Annotated in this window: 19 protein-coding genes; 9 read left to right on the top strand and 10 right to left on the bottom strand. The window is 72.9% G+C overall.

Annotated elements, in window-relative coordinates; translation table 11 throughout:
• The first annotated feature begins 3 nt into the window (after positions 1-3).
• The 4 genes from pyrG to Ade02nite_RS45640 all read left to right on the top strand — a co-directional run bounded on the left by pyrG (position 4) and on the right by Ade02nite_RS45640 (position 4,118).
• Positions 4-1,683 carry a CTP synthase gene (gene pyrG / locus Ade02nite_RS45655; RefSeq protein WP_203777686.1) on the top strand — a complete coding sequence of 560 codons (1,680 nt, stop codon included), beginning with the start codon at positions 4-6 and terminating at the stop codon, positions 1,681-1,683.
• A complete protein-coding gene (locus Ade02nite_RS45650) occupies positions 1,680-2,264 on the top strand; it encodes an NUDIX domain-containing protein (protein WP_239169545.1) in 585 nt (194 codons plus the stop codon). The genes pyrG and Ade02nite_RS45650 overlap by 4 nt, the downstream gene beginning before the upstream one ends.
• Before the next feature lie 61 nt (positions 2,265-2,325).
• Positions 2,326-2,973, top strand: coding sequence for a hypothetical protein (locus Ade02nite_RS45645; RefSeq protein WP_203777685.1), 648 nt, complete (start codon positions 2,326-2,328; stop codon positions 2,971-2,973).
• Positions 2,970-4,118, top strand: coding sequence for a PrsW family intramembrane metalloprotease (locus tag Ade02nite_RS45640; RefSeq protein WP_203777684.1), 1,149 nt, complete (start codon positions 2,970-2,972; stop codon positions 4,116-4,118). Before Ade02nite_RS45645 ends, Ade02nite_RS45640 begins: the two co-directional genes overlap by 4 nt.
• Before the next feature lie 226 nt (positions 4,119-4,344).
• On the opposite strand, the gene Ade02nite_RS45635 is transcribed toward Ade02nite_RS45640, so the two are convergent.
• Positions 4,345-5,199, bottom strand: a complete 855-nt coding sequence (locus Ade02nite_RS45635) for a hypothetical protein (protein WP_203777683.1) — start codon at positions 5,197-5,199, stop codon at positions 4,345-4,347.
• 191 nt (positions 5,200-5,390) lie between these two features.
• Positions 5,391-6,179 carry an alpha/beta fold hydrolase gene (locus Ade02nite_RS45630; protein ID WP_239169544.1) on the bottom strand — a complete coding sequence of 263 codons (789 nt, stop codon included), beginning with the start codon at positions 6,177-6,179 and terminating at the stop codon, positions 5,391-5,393.
• 94 nt (positions 6,180-6,273) lie between these two features.
• Here Ade02nite_RS45630 and Ade02nite_RS45625 point away from each other — a divergent pair, with 94 nt between their 5' ends.
• A complete protein-coding gene (locus tag Ade02nite_RS45625) occupies positions 6,274-6,984 on the top strand; it encodes a TetR/AcrR family transcriptional regulator (RefSeq protein WP_203777682.1) in 711 nt (236 codons plus the stop codon).
• Here Ade02nite_RS45625 and Ade02nite_RS45620 read toward each other — a convergent pair.
• Positions 6,958-8,586, bottom strand: coding sequence for an aminotransferase class V-fold PLP-dependent enzyme (locus tag Ade02nite_RS45620; RefSeq protein WP_203777681.1), 1,629 nt, complete (start codon positions 8,584-8,586; stop codon positions 6,958-6,960). The two genes, Ade02nite_RS45625 and Ade02nite_RS45620, sit on opposite strands and share 27 nt — an antisense overlap.
• Before the next feature lie 123 nt (positions 8,587-8,709).
• Here Ade02nite_RS45620 and Ade02nite_RS45615 point away from each other — a divergent pair, with 123 nt between their 5' ends.
• Complete coding sequence (locus tag Ade02nite_RS45615) at positions 8,710-10,377, top strand: protein kinase domain-containing protein (RefSeq protein ID WP_239169543.1); 1,668 nt, start codon at positions 8,710-8,712, stop codon at positions 10,375-10,377.
• Positions 10,378-10,421: 44 nt separating this feature from the next.
• On the opposite strand, the gene Ade02nite_RS45610 is transcribed toward Ade02nite_RS45615, so the two are convergent.
• Positions 10,422-11,087 (bottom strand): Rossmann-fold NAD(P)-binding domain-containing protein, encoded by a 666-nt coding sequence (locus Ade02nite_RS45610; RefSeq protein WP_239169542.1) that lies wholly within the window; start codon positions 11,085-11,087, stop codon positions 10,422-10,424.
• On the opposite strand from Ade02nite_RS45610, the gene Ade02nite_RS45605 reads away from it, so the two are divergent.
• The gene (locus tag Ade02nite_RS45605; protein ID WP_239169541.1) at positions 11,050-11,277 is read left to right on the top strand and encodes a winged helix-turn-helix transcriptional regulator; all 228 of its coding nucleotides are present in this window, start codon (positions 11,050-11,052) and stop codon (positions 11,275-11,277) included. The two genes, Ade02nite_RS45610 and Ade02nite_RS45605, sit on opposite strands and share 38 nt — an antisense overlap.
• A gap of 32 nt (positions 11,278-11,309) precedes the next feature.
• Here the strand turns inward: Ade02nite_RS45605 and Ade02nite_RS45600 are convergent, their stop codons facing one another.
• Positions 11,310-11,783 (bottom strand): hypothetical protein, encoded by a 474-nt coding sequence (locus tag Ade02nite_RS45600; RefSeq protein WP_203777678.1) that lies wholly within the window; start codon positions 11,781-11,783, stop codon positions 11,310-11,312.
• Between the two features lie 60 nt (positions 11,784-11,843).
• On the opposite strand from Ade02nite_RS45600, the gene Ade02nite_RS45595 reads away from it, so the two are divergent.
• Positions 11,844-13,031, top strand: a complete 1,188-nt coding sequence (locus Ade02nite_RS45595; RefSeq protein ID WP_203777677.1) for an MFS transporter — start codon at positions 11,844-11,846, stop codon at positions 13,029-13,031.
• A 98-nt stretch (positions 13,032-13,129) separates the two neighbouring features.
• On the opposite strand, the gene Ade02nite_RS45590 is transcribed toward Ade02nite_RS45595, so the two are convergent.
• The 4 genes from Ade02nite_RS45590 to Ade02nite_RS45575 are packed head-to-tail and all read right to left on the bottom strand — an operon-like array spanning position 13,130 to position 16,439.
• Positions 13,130-13,648, bottom strand: coding sequence for a DUF1990 domain-containing protein (locus tag Ade02nite_RS45590; protein ID WP_203777676.1), 519 nt, complete (start codon positions 13,646-13,648; stop codon positions 13,130-13,132).
• Positions 13,639-14,205 (bottom strand): GNAT family N-acetyltransferase, encoded by a 567-nt coding sequence (locus Ade02nite_RS45585; RefSeq protein WP_203777675.1) that lies wholly within the window; start codon positions 14,203-14,205, stop codon positions 13,639-13,641. The genes Ade02nite_RS45590 and Ade02nite_RS45585 overlap by 10 nt, the downstream gene beginning before the upstream one ends.
• Positions 14,206-14,263: 58 nt before the next feature.
• Positions 14,264-15,742: a M28 family peptidase gene (locus Ade02nite_RS45580; RefSeq protein ID WP_203777674.1), complete on the bottom strand. Its 1,479-nt coding sequence runs from the start codon at positions 15,740-15,742 to the stop codon at positions 14,264-14,266.
• A 34-nt stretch (positions 15,743-15,776) separates the two neighbouring features.
• Complete coding sequence (locus tag Ade02nite_RS45575; protein WP_203777673.1) at positions 15,777-16,439, bottom strand: NUDIX domain-containing protein; 663 nt, start codon at positions 16,437-16,439, stop codon at positions 15,777-15,779.
• A gap of 52 nt (positions 16,440-16,491) precedes the next feature.
• Between Ade02nite_RS45575 and Ade02nite_RS45570 the strand changes: the two genes are divergently transcribed.
• On the top strand, positions 16,492-17,286 hold the full coding sequence (locus Ade02nite_RS45570; protein WP_203777672.1) for a DeoR/GlpR family DNA-binding transcription regulator: 795 nt from the start codon (positions 16,492-16,494) through the stop codon (positions 17,284-17,286).
• Here Ade02nite_RS45570 and Ade02nite_RS45565 read toward each other — a convergent pair.
• Entirely contained in the window at positions 17,219-17,704 is a 486-nt protein-coding gene (locus tag Ade02nite_RS45565; RefSeq protein WP_203777671.1) for a hypothetical protein, read from the bottom strand. The genes Ade02nite_RS45570 and Ade02nite_RS45565 overlap by 68 nt on opposite strands.
• Positions 17,705-17,707: the final 3 nt, after the last annotated feature.

The following is a 17,707-nucleotide window of genomic DNA, read 5'->3' as shown; positions in this document are numbered from 1 at the left end:
GCCTTGGCCTCTACAGTGCGCGAAACGCGGCACATCTTCGTCACCGGGGGCGTCGCCTCCTCGCTGGGCAAGGGCCTCACCGCCTCCAGCCTCGGCAACCTTCTGACCGCGCGCGGACTGCGGGTCGTCATGCAGAAGCTCGACCCCTACCTCAACGTCGACCCTGGGACGATGAACCCGTTCCAGCACGGCGAGGTCTTCGTGACCGAGGACGGGGCCGAGACCGACCTGGACGTCGGCCACTACGAGCGGTTCCTCGACCGGTCGCTGTCCGGCAAGGCGAACGTCACGACCGGCCAGGTCTACTCGGCGGTCATCGCCCGGGAGCGGCGCGGCGAATACCTGGGCGACACCGTCCAGGTGATCCCGCACATCACCAACGAGATCAAGTCGCGGATCTTCGCGATGGCCGACCCGGACGAGAGCGGCCGCGTGCCCGACGTCGTCATCACCGAGGTCGGCGGCACGGTCGGCGACATGGAGTCGCTGCCGTTCCTCGAGGCGATCCGCCAGGTGCGCCACGAGGTCGGCCGGGACCACGTCTTCTACCTGCACGTCTCGCTGGTGCCCTACCTGGCGCCGTCGGGCGAGCTCAAGACCAAGCCGACCCAGCACTCGGTGGCGGCGCTGCGCAACATCGGCATCCAGCCCGACGCGCTGATCTGCCGCAGCGACCGGGAGATCCCCGAGAAGCTCAAGCACAAGCTGGCGCTCTACTGCGACGTCGACCGCGAGGCCGTCATCGCCTGCCCGGACGCGCCCAGCATCTACGACATCCCCAAGGTGCTGCACGACGAGGGCCTCGACGCGTACGTCGTACGCCGCCTGGGCCTGTCGTTCCGCGACGTGAACTGGTCGAGCTGGAACGACCTGCTCGAGCGCGTGCACCACCCGAAGCGCACGATCACCATCGCGCTGGTCGGCAAGTACGTCGACCTGCCCGACGCGTACCTCTCGGTGAGCGAGGCGATCCGCGCCGCCGGCTTCGGCAACAACGTCAAGGTGCAGCTGCGCTGGGTGCCCAGCGACGACTGCGAGACCACGGCGGGCGCGGCGGCGGCCCTCAAGGGCGTCGACGGCATCGTGATCCCCGGTGGGTTCGGCGTCCGCGGCATCGAGGGCAAGGTCAACACTTCCCGGTACGCCCGGGAGAACATGATCCCGATCCTCGGCCTCTGCCTGGGCCTGCAGTGCATGACGATCGACGCGGCGCGCCACATGGCCGGGCTGGCCGGGGCCAACTCGCTGGAGTTCGACGAGCGCGCCCCGTACCCGGTGATCTCGACCATGGCCGACCAGGAGGACATCGTCGCCGGCAAGGGCGACCTCGGCGGCACGATGCGGCTCGGCGCCTACCCGGCCACGCTGCGCGAGGGATCGATCGTCGCCGAGGTGTACGGCTCGACCGACATCTCCGAGCGGCACCGCCACCGGTACGAGGTCAACAACGACTACCGGGCCAAGCTGTCGGCGGCCGGGCTGGTCTTCTCGGGCACCTCGCCGGACGGGCGGCTCGTCGAGTTCATCGAGCTCGACCGCGAGACCCACCCGTACTTCGTGGCGACCCAGGCGCACCCCGAGCTGAAGAGCCGCCCGACCCGGCCGCACCCGCTCTTCGACGGCCTGGTCAAGGCGGCCATCGAGTACGCGTCGGCGGACGAGCTGCCGGTGGACGCGTCGTGACGTCGTTCGTGCATCAGACGGTCTCCAGCACCTCCCGCTACCGGGGCCCGATCTTCGAGGTCTTCAGCGACGAGGTGACCATGTCGGGCGGCGGCACGGCCAAGCGCGACGTGGTGCGCAACAAGGGCGCCGTCGGCGTCGTGGCCCTGGACGAGGTCGACCGGGTGGTGCTGATCAAGCAGTACCGGCACGCGGTCGGCCGGCGGCTCTGGGAGCTGCCGGCCGGCCTGCGCGACGTCGACGGCGAGGACCTCGCCGCCACGGCCGCCCGCGAGCTGGCCGAGGAGGCGGACGTCAACGCCGGCCGCTGGGACCTGCTGATCGACATGTTCAACTCGCCGGGCTTCAGCGACGAGACGATCCGCATCTTCCTGGCCCGCGACCTCACCGAGGTGCCGGACGCCGAGCGCTACTCGCGCACCGACGAGGAAGCCGACCTGGAGGTCACCCGGGTCGACCTCGACGAGGCGATCGCCATGATCTTCCGCGGGGAGATCACGAACGCGGCGGCCGTGGGCGGCCTGCTCGCGGCGGCCCGCGCCCGCGACGAGGGCTGGGCGACCCTGCGACCCGTCACCTGAGTATTCGCTGTCACACGGCCCGGCGGTTCTCCCGCCGGGCCGTCGTTGTTAGCGTCCGATCATGACAGGGCTTCACGCGGACGAGCGCTGGCGCGCGCACTGGGTGCCGGTCGACCGGCGCCTGCTCGGAATGGACAGGCGCACGCTGCTGCCGGCGGCCGTGGTCGTGCTGCTCTTCGTGATCGCGGTGTGGGTCGTGCCGGCGATCGACGACCGGGTGGCGGTGGACGACCCGATCCGGGCCGGCGACGTGATCCAGGTGGGCACGGACGTGCAGTTCGTACCGGTGGCCGGGGCGAACCTGCTCGCCGGGTTGCGGCAGGGCCAGCCGGGCCCGGCGGGGATCTATCCGGGGACGGCGGCCGTCTCGTACGGCGGGGTCACGTTCGAGGTCATCGCCGACACCTACCGCGGCACGCCGGCCGAGCTGCTGGCGCAGATCAAGAAGACGAACGAGGGGCTGCGCGTGCCCGACGACGCGGGCTTCCACGTGACCGGCGACCCGGTGACGATCACCAACGGGAGCGGCGACCACGGCGTCGCGGCCGACTTCGAGGGCACCAACGGCACCGGGCTGGTCGCGGCGTTCGTCTTCGGCGAGACCGGCGTCGAGGTCGAGATCGTCGGCCCGCAGCAGGTGCCCGAGGGCGTCACCCGGCAGGTCGTCACCATGCTCCAGTCCGTCGAGCCGATCGGGAGCGGATCATGACGATCGCCACGCGGGAGGCCGCGATCGCGCGCACGGGCTGGGGCAACCCGTTCACCCTGTGGCAGCCGCGCAACGCCTGCTTCTGGGTGTACGTGCTCGGCGTCGGCTACGGCGCCTGGGTCCTGTTCGGCACGATCAACGAGGGCATCCGCCTGTACGCGCCGGCGCTGACCGCCAGCGCGCTCATCTTCGCGATCTACGCGGTGCTGTTCTGGTGGTTCACCGAGCGCATCGACCGCTACTCCAAGCAGCCGCTGGCGCTGGTGGTGGCGGCGTTCGTCTGGGGCGGCTTCGCGGCCACGTGGGCCATCGCGCTCTCCGGCAACAGCGCGCTGATCGACCTGTACGGCAAGTGGTTCGGCGAGGGCTTCCAGCAGGCGTTCGGCGCGGGGCTGACGGCGCCGCTGTTCGAGGAGCTCGGCAAGGCGTCCGGCGTCCTGCTGCTGATGTTCATCGCCCCGCAGGTGGTGCGCACGGCGTACGACGGCTTCATCCTGGGCGCGTTCGTGGGGCTCGGCTTCGAGATCCTCGAGGACATCTCGTACGGCCTGAACTCGGCCTCCGACGAGTTCGGCTCCGACCAGCTCGGCACCAGCCTGCACACGGTGGGCCTGCGGCTGCTGACCGGGTTCTCGTCCCACATCCTCTACTCCGCGATCGCGGGCGCCGGCATCGTCTACCTGGTCGGCACGGTGGCCCAGCGCCGGCGGCCGGGTCTCGGCCTCGGGCTGGTCCTGACGGCGATGCTGCTGCACGGCCTCTGGGACGCGAACGTCGGCCTGGCGAACGGCAACGGCAGCGTCATCCTGCTGCTGATCATCGTGGAGATCGCGCTCGCCTTCGCCGCCGTGATCGCGGTCTTCCACCTGACGGTCCGCCCGGAACGAGAGGCGATGCGAGCGGTGATGGCGCCGGAAGCGGAGAACGGCGTGATCACGCAGGAGGAGCTGGACGCGCTGTCGGGCGGCTGGCGCCAGAGGCGGCGCTACCGGGCGGCGGGACAGGGGCGGGCGGCGAAGAGGGCCCGGCACCATCGGCTCGAGGCGGCGCACGATCTGGCGGATCAGCTGGCGGCGTCCGGCGGGGTGGAGAGTGGGCGGGTGGCTTTCGCGCGCTCTGAGCTGGAACGCCTGCGGACGTCTTAGCCCGCGGGTTCTGCGCTGATCCGGTGCTGCCGCTTGTCCACAGCTCGCGCGGTTGTCCAGTCGTTGTCCAGTCGTTGTCCACGTCGTTGTCCACAGGGGAACGGCGTTGATCTGGACTTTGTGGCAGGCTGTCGCTAAGAGGCCGGGGGCCCCCTGGGAGGGCGGGGTCCGGCTGACTTGTGACCGGTGCGGGCGCCGCTTGGCGCCCGCACCGTCGGTTCGGCGGTTACTTCTTGGCGGCCGGGGCCGCGGTTTCCTCGGCGCCCGTGCCCGCCTCCTCGCCGGCACCGGCTTCCTCGCCCGCGCCCGCCTCCTCGCCGGCACCGGCCTCTTCGCCGGCGCCCGCCTCTTCGCCGGCGCCCGCGTCCTCGCCGGCGCCCGCGTCGTCGCCCGCGCCGGCGCCGGCCGCTACGGCCTTGGCGTCGGCCAGGGCGAGGCAAGCCTGCAGCAGGCTCTGCTGGGCCGAGGCCACAGCGGCGGCGGCAGCGGCACCCGCGTCACCGGCCGCGCCCTCCTCGCCGGCGGCACCCTCTTCGCCCGCGGCGCCTTCCTCACCCGCGGCGCCTTCCTGACCCGCGGCACCTTCCTCGCCGGCGGCACCTTCCTCGCCGGCTGCGCCCTGCTCGGCCGCGCCGTTCCCGGCCGCGCCCTTCTCCGCGGCGCCCTTCTCCGCGGCGGCCTTCTTCGCGGCGGCGGCCTTCAACGCCTTGGCCCACTTCTTCGCCGCCGCCTTGTTCTCGGCCTTGGCCGCCGCCGAACCCGGGGCGGCTTCCTCGGCGCCCGCGTCCTCGCCGCCCTCGGCGGCTGCCGCGTCGGCGGCGAAAGCGTCGCATGCCGCCTCCAGCGCGGCGGCCGCGTCGACGGCGGCCTCGCCGGGCGGCTGCTCCTCGACCGGTGCCAGTTCCTCGCCGTCGCAGACGACCGCGCCGGCGTTGATCTGCACGTCCGCGCACGGGGAGACGTCGAACTGCTGGCCGTCGACCGTGACGACGTCGACCGCCTTCGTCTCGGCTCCGGTGTCGGCGTTCGCGAGCTGCACGCCCGCCGCGCCCAGCGCCACCACGACCCCCGCGACGACCACCGCGCCTATCGTCTTGCGACGACCACCCTGGTTCCCTTGACTCCGAAAACGCCGGTATGCGCGCGACCTCATGATCACTCCTCGTCGTTGGACGTCGATGTCACCTGGTTGCGGGCCAGTACGGGCACCGACGCCCGGACGGTTCAACGCGGCATCCGCAAAGGGTTCGCCCAGCGCGTTGTTTTCGCAGGTCAGCGAAGCGTAAAAAATTTCTCCCGCAGCAACGGCAGGACGATGCCGGGCCGCATCCCGGCCATGTGATCGACATCGGGAATCAGCACCACGTCCCAGCCGAGCGCCTTCAGCGAAGCGCTGTTCGCCGCGAGCCGGTCGGCTATCGGCACCCGGATGTCGCCCCATTTCGGGCCGTACTGAATGTTGTCGTCGGCGCCCGCGAATGCCGTTCGGGGAATGTGCAGCTTTTCCAGTGCCGCGCGTTCGTCGAACGACATGAGCGATTCGTACAGCGTCACGTATTGCGCGGTTTGCTCGGGCGACGCGGTCACGCCGACCGAGTCCCAGTCGCCGGGGGTGACCTCCTGCTCGGGCGGCGGGGATCCGGCCATCCGGTGCGCCGCCCGGGTGACCGCCAGCATTTCCGCATAGGGGCCGCCGAGCGGCGGATAGCCGCCCATGACCAGCGCGGTCATCCGGTCGGTGCGGATCGCCAGTTGCAGCCCGGCGAGGGCGAGCCAGGAATAGCCGTAGTACGCGAAATCGTCGCTGCCGGCGAGCGCGAGCAGGTCGGCGGCGACCGCGTCGGTCGTCAGCGTGCCGGGGGCGGGGTGGCGGGCGCGGTGTCCCTCGTAGTCGGCCGCCACCACCCGGAAGCCGGCGGACGCGAGGCCGGTGGCGAGCAGGTGCCCGGTGTCCGGCTCGGCGCCCCAGGCCCGCATCTGGGAGGCCTGCGGCTCGGGGGTGACGGCAGTGCTCATCGGCAGCAGAACGGTCGGTCCCGCGCCGAAGACCTCGACGTCCAAGGTGGTGCCGTCGTGCAGTCGCGCCATGTCGCAGCCTCCCGGAGAACAAACAATATACGATGTAAGGACTATCTCGTTATACACTGTAAGGACTATGGAGGACAACAGCGCGCACGTCCGGCGGCTGTGGCGTCATCGCGGCACGAGCCTGCCCACGCCCCGGCGCGGCCCCCGTCAGCAGCTCGACCTCGACGAGATCCTGCGGACCGGCATAGCCATCGCGGACACCGACGGGCTCGACGCGGTCTCGACGCGCGCGATCGCCGCCCGGCTCGGCCGCACGGCGATGGCGCTTTATCCGTACGTGGGGACGAAGGACCACCTCGTCGCGCTGATGCAGGACCAGGCCAGCGCGATGCCGGAGTGGGCCGACCCCGCGACCGGCCTGCGGGACGCGCTCCAGGGCTGGGCCGAGCGGCTGTTCGGCGTCTACCTCGCACACCCGTGGCTGACCGAGTTGCCCTGGTCGCGCGCCACGCAGGGCCCGCACGAGCAGGACTGGCTGGAGCGCCTGCTCACGATCCTCGACGCGTGGCACGTCGATCCGGGGCAAAGAGCCACCACCGTCACCATGCTGTACGCGACCGTGCGCGCGACGGCAGGCACCGCCGCCGGGTACCGGCGCGTGGACCCCGCCGCGTGGCTCGACCAGGCGCGGGAGACCGCCCGGCAGATCCCGGACATGCGCGAGCGCTACCCGCTGTCGACGGCCCTCACGCCGCACGCCGCCGACTGGCGCGACGCGCCCCGGGCCGCGTTGCGCGGCAGCGTCGAGCTGCTAGCCCAGGCACTCGTCCGGGAGTAGGAACCAGCGCAGCTTCTCGAACGCCGGGGGCAGCGCCAGCCGTACGCCGTCGACGGGCGCCCGGCGGCTCGTCAGGACGGCGCGCGCCTCGTCGAGGTAGCCGGCCAGCGCGTCCTCGCCGACGGTGACCGGCTGCGCGGCGGGCGTGTCGAGCCACACGTCGGACAGGCGCACCTCGGGCTCCGCGTGCCGCAGGTGGGTCCACCGGCCGGTGCGCGGGTCGAAGCGGTACTCCGGCAGCAGGTTCGCGCCGTGGCGGGCGATCAGCGCGACCGCCTCGATGAGGTAGCCGGCGGCCGTGTCGGAGATGAAGTAGTTGAGGTTGAGCCTGGTCCAGCCGGGCTTGATGCCCTCCCAGCCCTCCACGATCTCGCCGCGGAACTCGCGCGAGTGCGCTTCGTCGATGCCGAGCAGCCGGTGACCGTAGGGGCCGGCGCAGGAGCAGCCGCTGCGCGCCTGGATGCCGAACAGGTCGTTGAGCAGCGCCGCCACGTAGTTGTGGTGCAGGTAGCGGTCGCCGGCGCGCACCTGGAACGAGACGATCGACAGGCGGTCGGCGTCGAGGTCGCCCAGGATCGCGATGTTCTCCTCGGCGGTCCAGCGCTCGCGGGCCCGCTGCCACAGCTCGCGCTCGCGCTGCTCGATCAGCTCGGCGCCGACCCGGTCCTTGACGGCGAAGACCAGACCGGCGCGGATCGACTCGACGATCGCCGGGGTGCCGCCCTCCTCGCGCGCCACCGGGTCGGTCAGGTAGCGGTGGCCGCCCGGGTCCACGTACGCCACCGTGCCCCCGCCCGGAACCACGGGAACCCTGTTGGTGAGCAGGCGCTTGTCGACCACCAGCACGCCCGGCGTCTGCGGGCCGCCGGCGAACTTGTGCGGCGACAGGAAGACCGCGTCCTTGTCGGCCATCGAGATCGGCACGTACGGGCCGGCGGCCGCGTAGTCCCACACCGACAGTGCGCCGTGCTCCTTGAGGATCCGCGAGACCGCGGCGGTGTCGGTCTTGATGCCCGTCACGTTCGAGGCCGCGGAGAAACTGCCGATGCGCAGGGACCTGTCCGCGTACGCGACGAGCGCCGCCCGCAGCGCGTCGAGGTCCACGTGGCCGGTGTGGTCGGACTCGATCTCCACCACGTCCGCGATCGACTCGCGCCACGGCAATTCGTTCGAATGATGCTCGTACGGGCCCACGAAGATCACCGGGCGGTCGCGGGCCGGGATGTGGTCGCTCAGGCCGTACGTGTCGTCCAGGCGCTCCGGGATGCGGATGCCGAAGATGCCGGCGAGCTTGGCGACCGCCGCCGTGGCCCCCGACCCGCAGAAGATCACCACATGCTCGGGGCCGGCGCCGACGCTGCGGTGGATGATCCGGCGGGCCTCCTCGCGCAGCGCCCCGGTCTGCGCGCCCGTCGCGGACGCCTCGGTGTGCGTGTTCGCGTAGCGGGCCAGCACCCGGTCGCGGATGAAGTCCTCGACGAAGTCGAGCGCCTGGCCGGAGGCGGTGTAGTCCGCGTACGTGATGCGGCGCGGGCCGAAGGGGCCCTGGATCACCTGCCCGGAGCCGATCAAACCGTCCCGGATCCGCCCGAGCATGTCCATGGCCGCCTCCCCATTGAGGTAGAACAACGTAGCGAAGGCGCCCCGGTTCATCGCCCACCGGATATGACACGCCTTCGCCCCCTACCGTGCCGGACGATATATGAGACCGCTACGGTTCCCGCCGTGTCGGACATCTCCATCGCGCCGCTCGCCGGCCGCTATCGCCTGGTTCATCCGCTTGGCGAGGGTGGCATGGGCCGCGTCTGGCAGGCTCGCGACGAGCTGCTCGGGCGTGACGTGGCGGTCAAGGAGCTGGCCCCCGGCGGCCTGACCGCGGCCGAGTTGGGCGACCTGCGCGTGCGGGCGATCCGCGAGGCCCGGGCCATCGCCCGGATCGACCAGGCCAATGTGGTGCGCATCTTCGACGTCGTCCACGACGAGACGGGCACGCCCTGGCTCGTGATGGAGCTGGTCCGCTCGCGCTCGCTGCACCAGGCCCTCGCCGACGACGGCCCGCTGCCGGCGGCCGAGGCGGCCCGGATCGGCCTGGACGTGCTGGCGGCCCTGCGCGCGGCGCACCACGCCGGCATCCTGCACCGCGACGTGAAGCCGGCGAACGTCCTCCTGGCGTGGAACGGCCGCGTGGTGCTGACCGACTTCGGCCTGGCCGCGGTGGCCGGCGACTCGGCGATGACCCGCACCGGCGTGGTCCTGGGCTCCCCGTCCTACCTGGCGCCGGAGCGCGCCCTGGACGAGGAGGCCGGCGCGGCGGGCGACCTGTGGTCGCTGGGCGCGACCCTCTACGCGGCGGTGGAGGGCCGCCCGCCGTACGAGAAGTCGTCGCCGATGGCCACACTGGCCGCCCTGATGGTCGAGCCGCCCCCACCGCCGCGGAACGCGGGCGCGCTGCTGCCCGTCCTGGAACGCCTGCTGCAGCGCGACCCACGCCGGCGCGCGGACGCCGACGAGGCCGAACGGTTGCTGCGCGCGGTGCTCGCCTCCACGCCTGCGACCGGCTCCGCGTCGACCGGCCCCACGATGGCAGCCTCCCTGCTGACCGCCGCCGAGCCCGCCGTTTCCGAGCCCGCCGCGCCTGCGCCCGCCACCTCTGGGCCGGCCGCGGTTACTGCGCCTCTCACGCCCGCACCCGATTCGGGCGTTCCCCGGCGGCGGACGCGGCTCTGGTGGGCCGTCGCCGCCGCGGTGGCCGTCGTCGCGGCCGTGATCGGCGTGCGGCCGTTGCTGGCCGCCGAGCCGGCCGGCGGCACCGCCGCCCCGGTGGAGTGGCGCTCACCGGCCGCCGACGCGTCGTCGCTGCCCGCCGCCGCCCCGCCCTCGGCCGCCGTCCCGAAGCGGTCGGTCGCGGCCTCGGTCTCCCCGTCGCCACGGCGGCCCGCTCCCACCCGTACAGCCAAGCCGGCAGCGACCACCACCCCACCCGCACCGGCGGCGACCGGCGCGCCCACCACCCAGGCCGCCGCCCCGCCGCCCGCCGGCAGCCAGATCAGGAACCACGCCACCGGCACCTGCCTGGACGCCCCCGACCTCGACGGCGTCCTGCAGATGTGGCAGTGCCAGTCCGGCGACACGCAACGGTTCCTCTTCGCCTCCGACGGCACCCTGCGCGTGCGCGGCAAATGCGCCGAGACCGCCGGCACCGGCAACGGCGCCCAGCTGCGCCTGGCCACGTGTTCCGGCGCCGCCGCGCAGCAGTTCGTCCTGAACCCCGCGAACGACCTGGTCAGCAAGAAGGTCGACAAGTGCCTGGACGTGCCCGACAGCAACGCGGGCAACGCCGTGCCGGTGCAGATCTGGGACTGCGCCGGCACCCCCAACCAGAAGTGGAACTAGGGCTCGCTCAGCGCACGGCGGGTCGAACGCGGGCGGACGGACGGTCAGCGCAGGGCGTCGGCGATCGCCTCGGCGGGGGTCGCGGCCGGCCGTCCGATCAGGCGCCGCAGGTCGCCGGAGTCGGTGAACATCTCGTCGCGGCTCATGGCCAGGTCGGCACTGGCGAGAACGTTCGCCAGTTCCGCGGGAACGCCGGCGTCGAGCAGCGCCCGGGTGAACGTGTCGGCCGGGAGGTCGGTGTACCGGATGCGCCGGCCGGTGGCGACCGAGATGGCCGTGGCCAGCTCGGCCAGGGTGAAGGCGTGGTCCCCGCCCAGTTCGTACACCTCGCCGGCGTGGCCGTCGGTGGACAGCACGACCGCGGCGGCATCGGCGTAGTCGGCGCGCGTCGCGGCGCTGATCCTTCCCCGGCCGGCGGCCCCGATGAGGGCTCCGTCCTGCAGCACCCGGGGAAGCTGGGAGGTGTAGTTCTCCAGGTACCAGCCGTTGCGCAGCATCACGCTGGGCAGGCGCTCGCGCAGGTACTCCTCCGTGGCCTTGTGGGTAGGGGCGAGGCTTGCCGTGGACGTGCCCGCGTGAAGCATGCTTGTGTACGCGACCAGGGAGACGTTCGCCGCGACCGCGGCGTCGATGGCGCGCCGGTGGTTGGCGACGCGCTCGCTCGGAGTCGTGGTGGAGATCAGCAGGAGTCTCTCCGCGCCGCTGCGCACGCTCGAACGCGACGGCCTGCTGCTGCGGACGGTGTACCCCGAGGCCCCGATTCGCGTGGAGTACGAGCTGACACCGCTCGGCGAGACCCTGCGAGGTCCCCTGAAGGCGCTCACGGACTGGTCGGTGCAGCACATCAAGGAAGTTCTCGAAGCTCGTGAGGAGTACGACGAGCGCGCCGGGAAGCGATAGGGATCCGCCCCACCGGCGAAGAGCCCGCCGCGTCAGGGGGACGACCGGCGGGCGCCCGCGCGCAGGTGCTCCATCAGGGCGGACAGGCGGTCCTGGGGGAGGATGCGCCGGTTGCGGTGGCCGGCGGGGGAGCCGGCGCGCCAGATCGGGGTCTCGATGTCGGTGCCGTGGTGCGTGGAGATCCAGAGGGCCAGGGCGTCGTAGCCGGTGGCGGGGGCGAGCCAGACGCGGTCGAGGTCGGGCCAGGGGACGCGGCGGGTGCGCAGGATCGTGACGACCTTGACGCCGCCGGGGCCGGTCCAGACGCCCACCAGAACGATGCGCCAGGTCACGGTGATGAAGGCGGCGATCATCAGGGGTACGACGACCCAGGCGGCCGGCGCGGTCGTGCCGTTCACGGCGAGCGCGCAGAGCGGGAGCGGGCAGGCCAGGGTGAAGATGGTGGCGAGCACGTGGCGGGACAGGGTGCGGTCGGGTGACTCGTACGGCACCTCCCACCGGGGCATGAGCCGAGGGTAGGAGCGCCGGGCAACGCGGCTTGTGGATCAGTGTGTACGTTCGTACGCATGGATCGTCGTACCGCCCGTCGCCGCCTGGCGCTCTTCGCCCTTTTCTTCCTGCCCGGTCTGGGCATCTCGTCCTGGGTGACGCGGACGCCGGACATCCGCGATCAGCTCGGGGCGTCCACGGCGGAGATGGGGCTGGTGCTGTTCGGGCTGTCGGCGGGGTCGATGGTCGGCATCCTGTGCTCGGGCGCGCTGGTGCGGCGCTTCGGCACGCGGCCGGTCGTGACGGCCGGCATCCTCACCGCCGTGCTGAGCGCCCCGGTCGTCGGCGTGGGCGCCGCGGTGTCGCTGAGCGGCCTGGTCGCGGCGGGGCTGAGCCTGTTCGGGCTGGGCATGGGCGGCGCCGAGGTGGCCATGAACGTCGAGGGCGCCGACATCGAGCGCCTGATCGGGCGGCCGGTGCTGCCGACGATGCACGGCTTCTTCAGCTTCGGCACGGTCGTCGGCGCCACCATCGGCATGATCCTGACCGCCGTCCGGTTCTCGGCGGCGTGGCACCTGCTGATCATCGGTGTGCTCAGCGTTCCCGTGGCGCTGCTCGCCGTCCGCCACCTGCCGCCGGGTCTGGGCCGCGCCGAGAAAGCCCGCGTTGACGGCGGTGCCCCGGTCTGGCGCGACCCGCGGTTGCTGATCATCGGGGTGATCGTGCTGGCCATGGCGCTGGCCGAGGGTTCGGCCAACGACTGGCTGCCGCTGCTCATGGTGGACGGCCACGGCTTCGCCCCGGCGCTGGGATCCGGCGTCTACCTGGCCTTCTCGGCCGCGATGACGATCGGCCGCTTCACCGGCGACCGCTTCCTCGACCGTTTCGGCCGCGCCCCGGTGCTCGCCGCGAGCGCGGTCGTCGGCGGCGCCGGGGTGGCGCTGGTCGTGGCCGTGGACAACCAGATCGTGGCGGGCGCCGCGGTCGTGCTCTGGGGGCTGGGCGCGGCGCTGGGCTTCCCGGTCGCGCTCTCGGCCGCGGGCGACTCGGGCGACAACCCGGCCGCCCGGGTGTCCCTGGTCGCGACGGTCGGCTACGTGGCGTTCCTGGTCGGGCCGCCGGCGCTCGGCTTCCTCGGCGACCACTTCGGCCTGCGCCACGCGATGATCGCCGTCCTCGGCCTGCTGGCGGTCGCGGCCGTGATGGCCACGGCGCTCGCCCGGATGCCGCAGCGGTCCCTCGCCGCGAGCGCGGCCGACCGGTGACGCCTCGGCCGTCGTGAGGCGCTCGCCGCAGCGGTCGCTCGCGGGGAGTGCGGCCGGCCGGTGACGCCTCGGCCGTCGTGAGGCGCTCGCCGCAGCGGTCAGCCGGCGGGGCTGCGGCCGGGCGGTGACGCGAGCCGGCGTACCGCCTCGACGTAGCGGTCTGTCACGTGCTCCTGCACCAGGCGGCTCACCGGGCCGCCCGCGCGCGCGAGCAGGGAGGCCGGGCGGCTGAAGGCCCGGATCCGCACGTACACGGCGTCGGTCAGCTCGACGGCGAACGCCTCCTCGCCGCGCTCGGGGTGACCCGGCAGGGTGCCGTAGGCGAAGCCGCGGCGGTTCTCCTCCTCGATCGTGTAGACCACGAGGCACGGGATCGTCAGGCGCACCGGCCCCCACCCCGCGCGCAGCGTCACCGTGACGCCGGGGGCGGCCCTGTCGGCGCCGGCGGAAACGGCGAATCCGGCCGCCCGGTGCATCTCCCAGCGGAGGATCCCGTCGGCCGCCGCCTCGAACGCGGCCCGGCCGTCACCGACGCGGACATCGCGGCGCACGTGGCCGTAGCCCCCGGGCAGCGGCTCGTCGCGGGTGGCGCCGACCTCGGGATAGGTCAGGGCCACTGCTGCATGACCCAGATGGGCACCGGGTCGGTGACCTCGCGGACGACCTTCCAGCCGGCGCGGCGGTAGAGCTCGACGTTGACCGGCGTGCTGGTCTCGAGGACCGCGGGCAGGCCGTCCGCCGCGGCCCGGCGCAGGCCGACGTCCATCACGGCGCGGCCCCAGCGCCGGCCGGCGCTGCGCGGGTGGGTGCCGAGCACCCCGAGATACCAGAACGGGCCGTCCGGCAGGAGCGCGTGCACGGCGTCGTCGTAGGCGCGGACCCGGGCCAGCGCGCCGGCGGACAGCTGGTCGGCGAGGGTGTCGCCCGCCGCGGGCTGGGGGCTCGGCGGCTCCCAGATGGCGGTCGAGGCGCCGCGCTCGATCGTCCAGATGGTCTCCTTGCCGACCCGCTTGTCGAAGAGGTGCCCGAAGAAGGCCGCGGAGAACTCCGGGTAGGTGCGCTCGTCGGGAAAGAGGTGGCGCAGGACGGGGTCCCCGGCGAACGCGGCGATCAGGGACGCGACGATCTGGTCCCGGTCCGCGGGGGTGGCAACGGTGATCTCGGGAGTGGGCACGAGGTCAGACCCTACCCGCGCGCCGGTGCGGGCCAGGGGACCCGCACCGGCGTACCGCTCAGGCCCGGGTGATGGTGATGTTGTCGACGGCGGCCTCGACGAGCGACGCGGTCGAGGTGTCGGCGGCCTCCACGAGCAGGGTGACCGTCTGGCCGGCGTAGGGCGACAGGTTGATCGAGGCGGTCTGCCAGGCCGGCGCGCGGTCGGTGGCGGCGCCGGCCTGGGTGAACAGCGTCGTCGTGGTCGAGCCGGAGGTCACGCGGACGCGGAGGTAGTCGGCGCTGCTCGAATTGCTCAGGTGGGACAGGTACCAGGAGAAGCCGAGCGTCAGCGTGCCCGTGGGCAGCGTGATAGCGGGGGAGCGGAGGCTCGTGACGCCGCCGTCGACGTCGTTCGCGCCCGCGCCGGCGCCCGCCGTGGCGCCGGTGACCAGGTCGTAGGTGCCGCTCGCGGCCGTGCCCAGCTGGGAGGTGGTGGCCGCCGGGTCGCCGCGTTCGAGCAGGCCCGACGTGGCCGTGTCGGTGGTGCCGCGGGTCCAGGACGAGGCCGTCTCGAAGTCGTCCGACCAGACCGTGGTGCCGCCGCCGCCCGATGATCCGGCGAGCGTCCAGACGGCGTACGCGATGGCGTCGCTGTTGCGGTCGAGCGCGGTGTCGTTGATGTTCGCGATGGTGTCGCAGGACGAGTGGTAGCAGGGGTCGAACGCGGTGGCCGTGCCGCCCCAGAGCTGCACCTGCGCGGTGGTCTTGCGGCCCTCGGCGCCGGTGAAGATGCCGCCCGCGGGGATGCCGGCCGCGATGAACGGGCCGTAGTCGCTGCGGCCGTCGAAGTCGGTGCCGCGGGTGGGCACGCCGATCGAGGTGAAGTACGCGGCCAGCGTTTGCTCGATCTGGGCGGAGCCGGCGGGGCCCGGACCGGCGCCGGTGCCGTCGGAGTTGTCGCCGTCGTACAGGAAATAGCCGGGGTTGGGCGAGGCGACCATGTCGAAGTTGAGGTAGCCGGTGATGGCGGCCCGCTGCGCCGAGGACAGGGAGTTCACGTACGCCGTGGAGCCGCGCAGGCCCAGCTCCTCCGCGCCCCACCAGGCGAAGCGCAGGTGCCGTGCGGGCTGCAAGCCGGAGCGGGCGACGGCGAGCGCGACCTCCAGGTTCGCCGCCGAGCCCGAGCCGTTGTCGTTGATGCCCGGGCCGGCGGTGACGCTGTCCAGGTGCGCGCCGATCATCAGGGTGTTCGACGTGTTGCCGCCGGGCCAGTCGGCGATGAGGTTGTAGCCGGTCGCGCCGCCGTACGTGAAGGACTGCTGTGTCGTGGTGAAGCCGGCGGCGTCGAGCAGCCCCTTCACATAGGTGACGGAGGCCAGATAGCCGGGGCGGCCGTGCGCGCGGTTGCCGCCGTTCGCGGTGGCGATGCTCTGCAGCTGGGTCAGGTGGGCCTTGACGTCGGCGACGCTGATGTCGGGCGCCGCCAGGGTCGCGGCCTGCGCCGGCGCGGCGGCCATCGTGAGGCCGAGCGCGGCGATGACGAGGGGGATTCGCATGCGGCGAGCATCGCAGCGGCGGGGCCCAAATGATTCATACCAGTCGATTCATAATGCCCTTCAGCGCCGCCCACTGGAGCAGCATGACGGTCTTCGCGTCGGCGATCCGGCCGTCACCGATCATCGCCAGGGCCTCGTCGAAGCCGAGCTCGACCACCTCGATGTCCTCGCCCTCGCCGGCCACCCCGCCGCCCGGCCCGACGCGGTCGGCGCCGGTGTAGGGCGCGGCGTAGAAATGCAGCCGCTCGGTCACCGACCCGGGGCTCATCCAGACCGCGAAGACCGGCTCCAGGGCGCCGACGGCCACGCCCAGTTCCTCGCTCGCCTCGCGGCGGATCGCGCTCGCCGGGTCGTCGTCGTCCAGCAGGCCGGCGGCCGTCTCGATGAGCATGCCGTCGGGGTGGCCGTTGACGTAGGCGGGATAGCGGAACTGCCGGCTGAGCAGCACGGTGCGCCGCGCGGTGTTGTAGAGAAGGATTGTCGCGCCGTCGCCGCGGTCGTACGTCTCGCGCTGCTCGCGGGTCCAGCGGCCGTCGCGGTGGCGATAGTCGAAGGTCGTGCGGCGCAGCACGTGCCACGCGGTGGCCACGAGCTCCACGTCGCGGACCACCACGTCCGGGTTGCCGCGCAGGTCACGCCCCACCTGGTCGAGGCCGGTGCGGCCGCGGGCGTCGGGCACGTCGATTCCCAAGGTCATGCCGCGTACCGTACAGTGCGCATGAGCCGACAACAATGAGGAGAAACACGCAATGCTGCCCGCGGAGCGCAAGGACTTCCTGCTGGCCCGGCTGCGCGCCGACGGCAAGGTGGTCGCCAAGGACATGGCCGCCGAGCTCGGCATCGCCGAGGACAACATCCGGCGCGACCTGCGCGAGCTCGCCGCCGCCGGCCTCTGCCAGCGGGTGTACGGCGGTGCGCTGCCCGCCGCGCCCGCCGCCGCCGACTACGCCACCCGCACCTCGGTGGCCACCGACAGTAAGCAGCGGGTCGCCGCGACGGCCGCCGGCCTGATCCGCCCCGGCGCCACCGTGCTGCTCGACGGCGGCACCACGGCGCTCGCCCTGGTCGCGGCGCTGCCGCCGGGCCTGGAAGCGTCGATCATCACGCACAGCGTGACGGTGGCGGCGGCGCTGGTCGGCCACCCGGGCGTCGACGTCTTCGTGCTCGGCGGGCGGCTCTTCAAGCACTCGGCGGTCACCTCCGGCGCGGCCGCGGCGGAGGCGGCCCGGTCGGTGAGCGCCGACCTGTTCTTCCTCGGCGTCACGGGGGTGCACCACCAGGCGGGCCTGACCACCGGCGACCCCGACGAGGCGGCGATGAAGCGCACCCTGGCGTCGCGGGCCGCCGACACCTACGTGCTGGCGAGCGCCGAGAAGATCGGGGCGGCCTCCCCGTACACGGTCCTGCCCTTCGAGGAGATCGCCGGGGTCATCACCGACGTCGACGCCCAGCCCCTGCGCGACGCGGGCGTGCCGATCATCGCGGCCGGACAGGCAGCCCCGCCGCCACACGCCAGGGCTGCGGCTCGAACGGCCCCTCGTTGAGCACCGTCGTCAACAGCTTCACCCCCGCGGCGAACTCGTCGGCCAGCTCGAAGTCGTCGTCGGCGTCACGCGCGGACTCGCGCACCGGATGCATGTTGTGGTTGTCCGCGCACCAGCAGGCCACCTCGACCGTCGACTCGACACCGAGCCGCCCGTCCGGCTGCCACGCGATCTGCAGCGACAGCTCCAGCCAGTCGTCGCGGGTGTCGTACAGCGTGATCGTGGTCCCCACCAGCACGCGCCTCGTGCCGTCCGGCTCCACATGCTCCGGATACCACCGCCAGGCCACCCGATCGGCCGAATGATGCCGCTCCAGCCTCGTCGCCAGCTCCCGCAGCCGCCCCTCCGCCCTCGCGAAACCGGCGGGCAGCACCTCGTGCAGCGGAACGTACGCAATGGACGAAACCGGCCCGGCCATGCC

This window comes from Paractinoplanes deccanensis (assembly GCF_016862115.1).
Taxonomy (GTDB): Bacteria; Actinomycetota; Actinomycetes; order Mycobacteriales; family Micromonosporaceae; genus Actinoplanes; species Actinoplanes deccanensis.
Note: the sequence above shows the minus strand (reverse complement) of the source record. Positions and strands in the feature narration are given on the sequence as shown.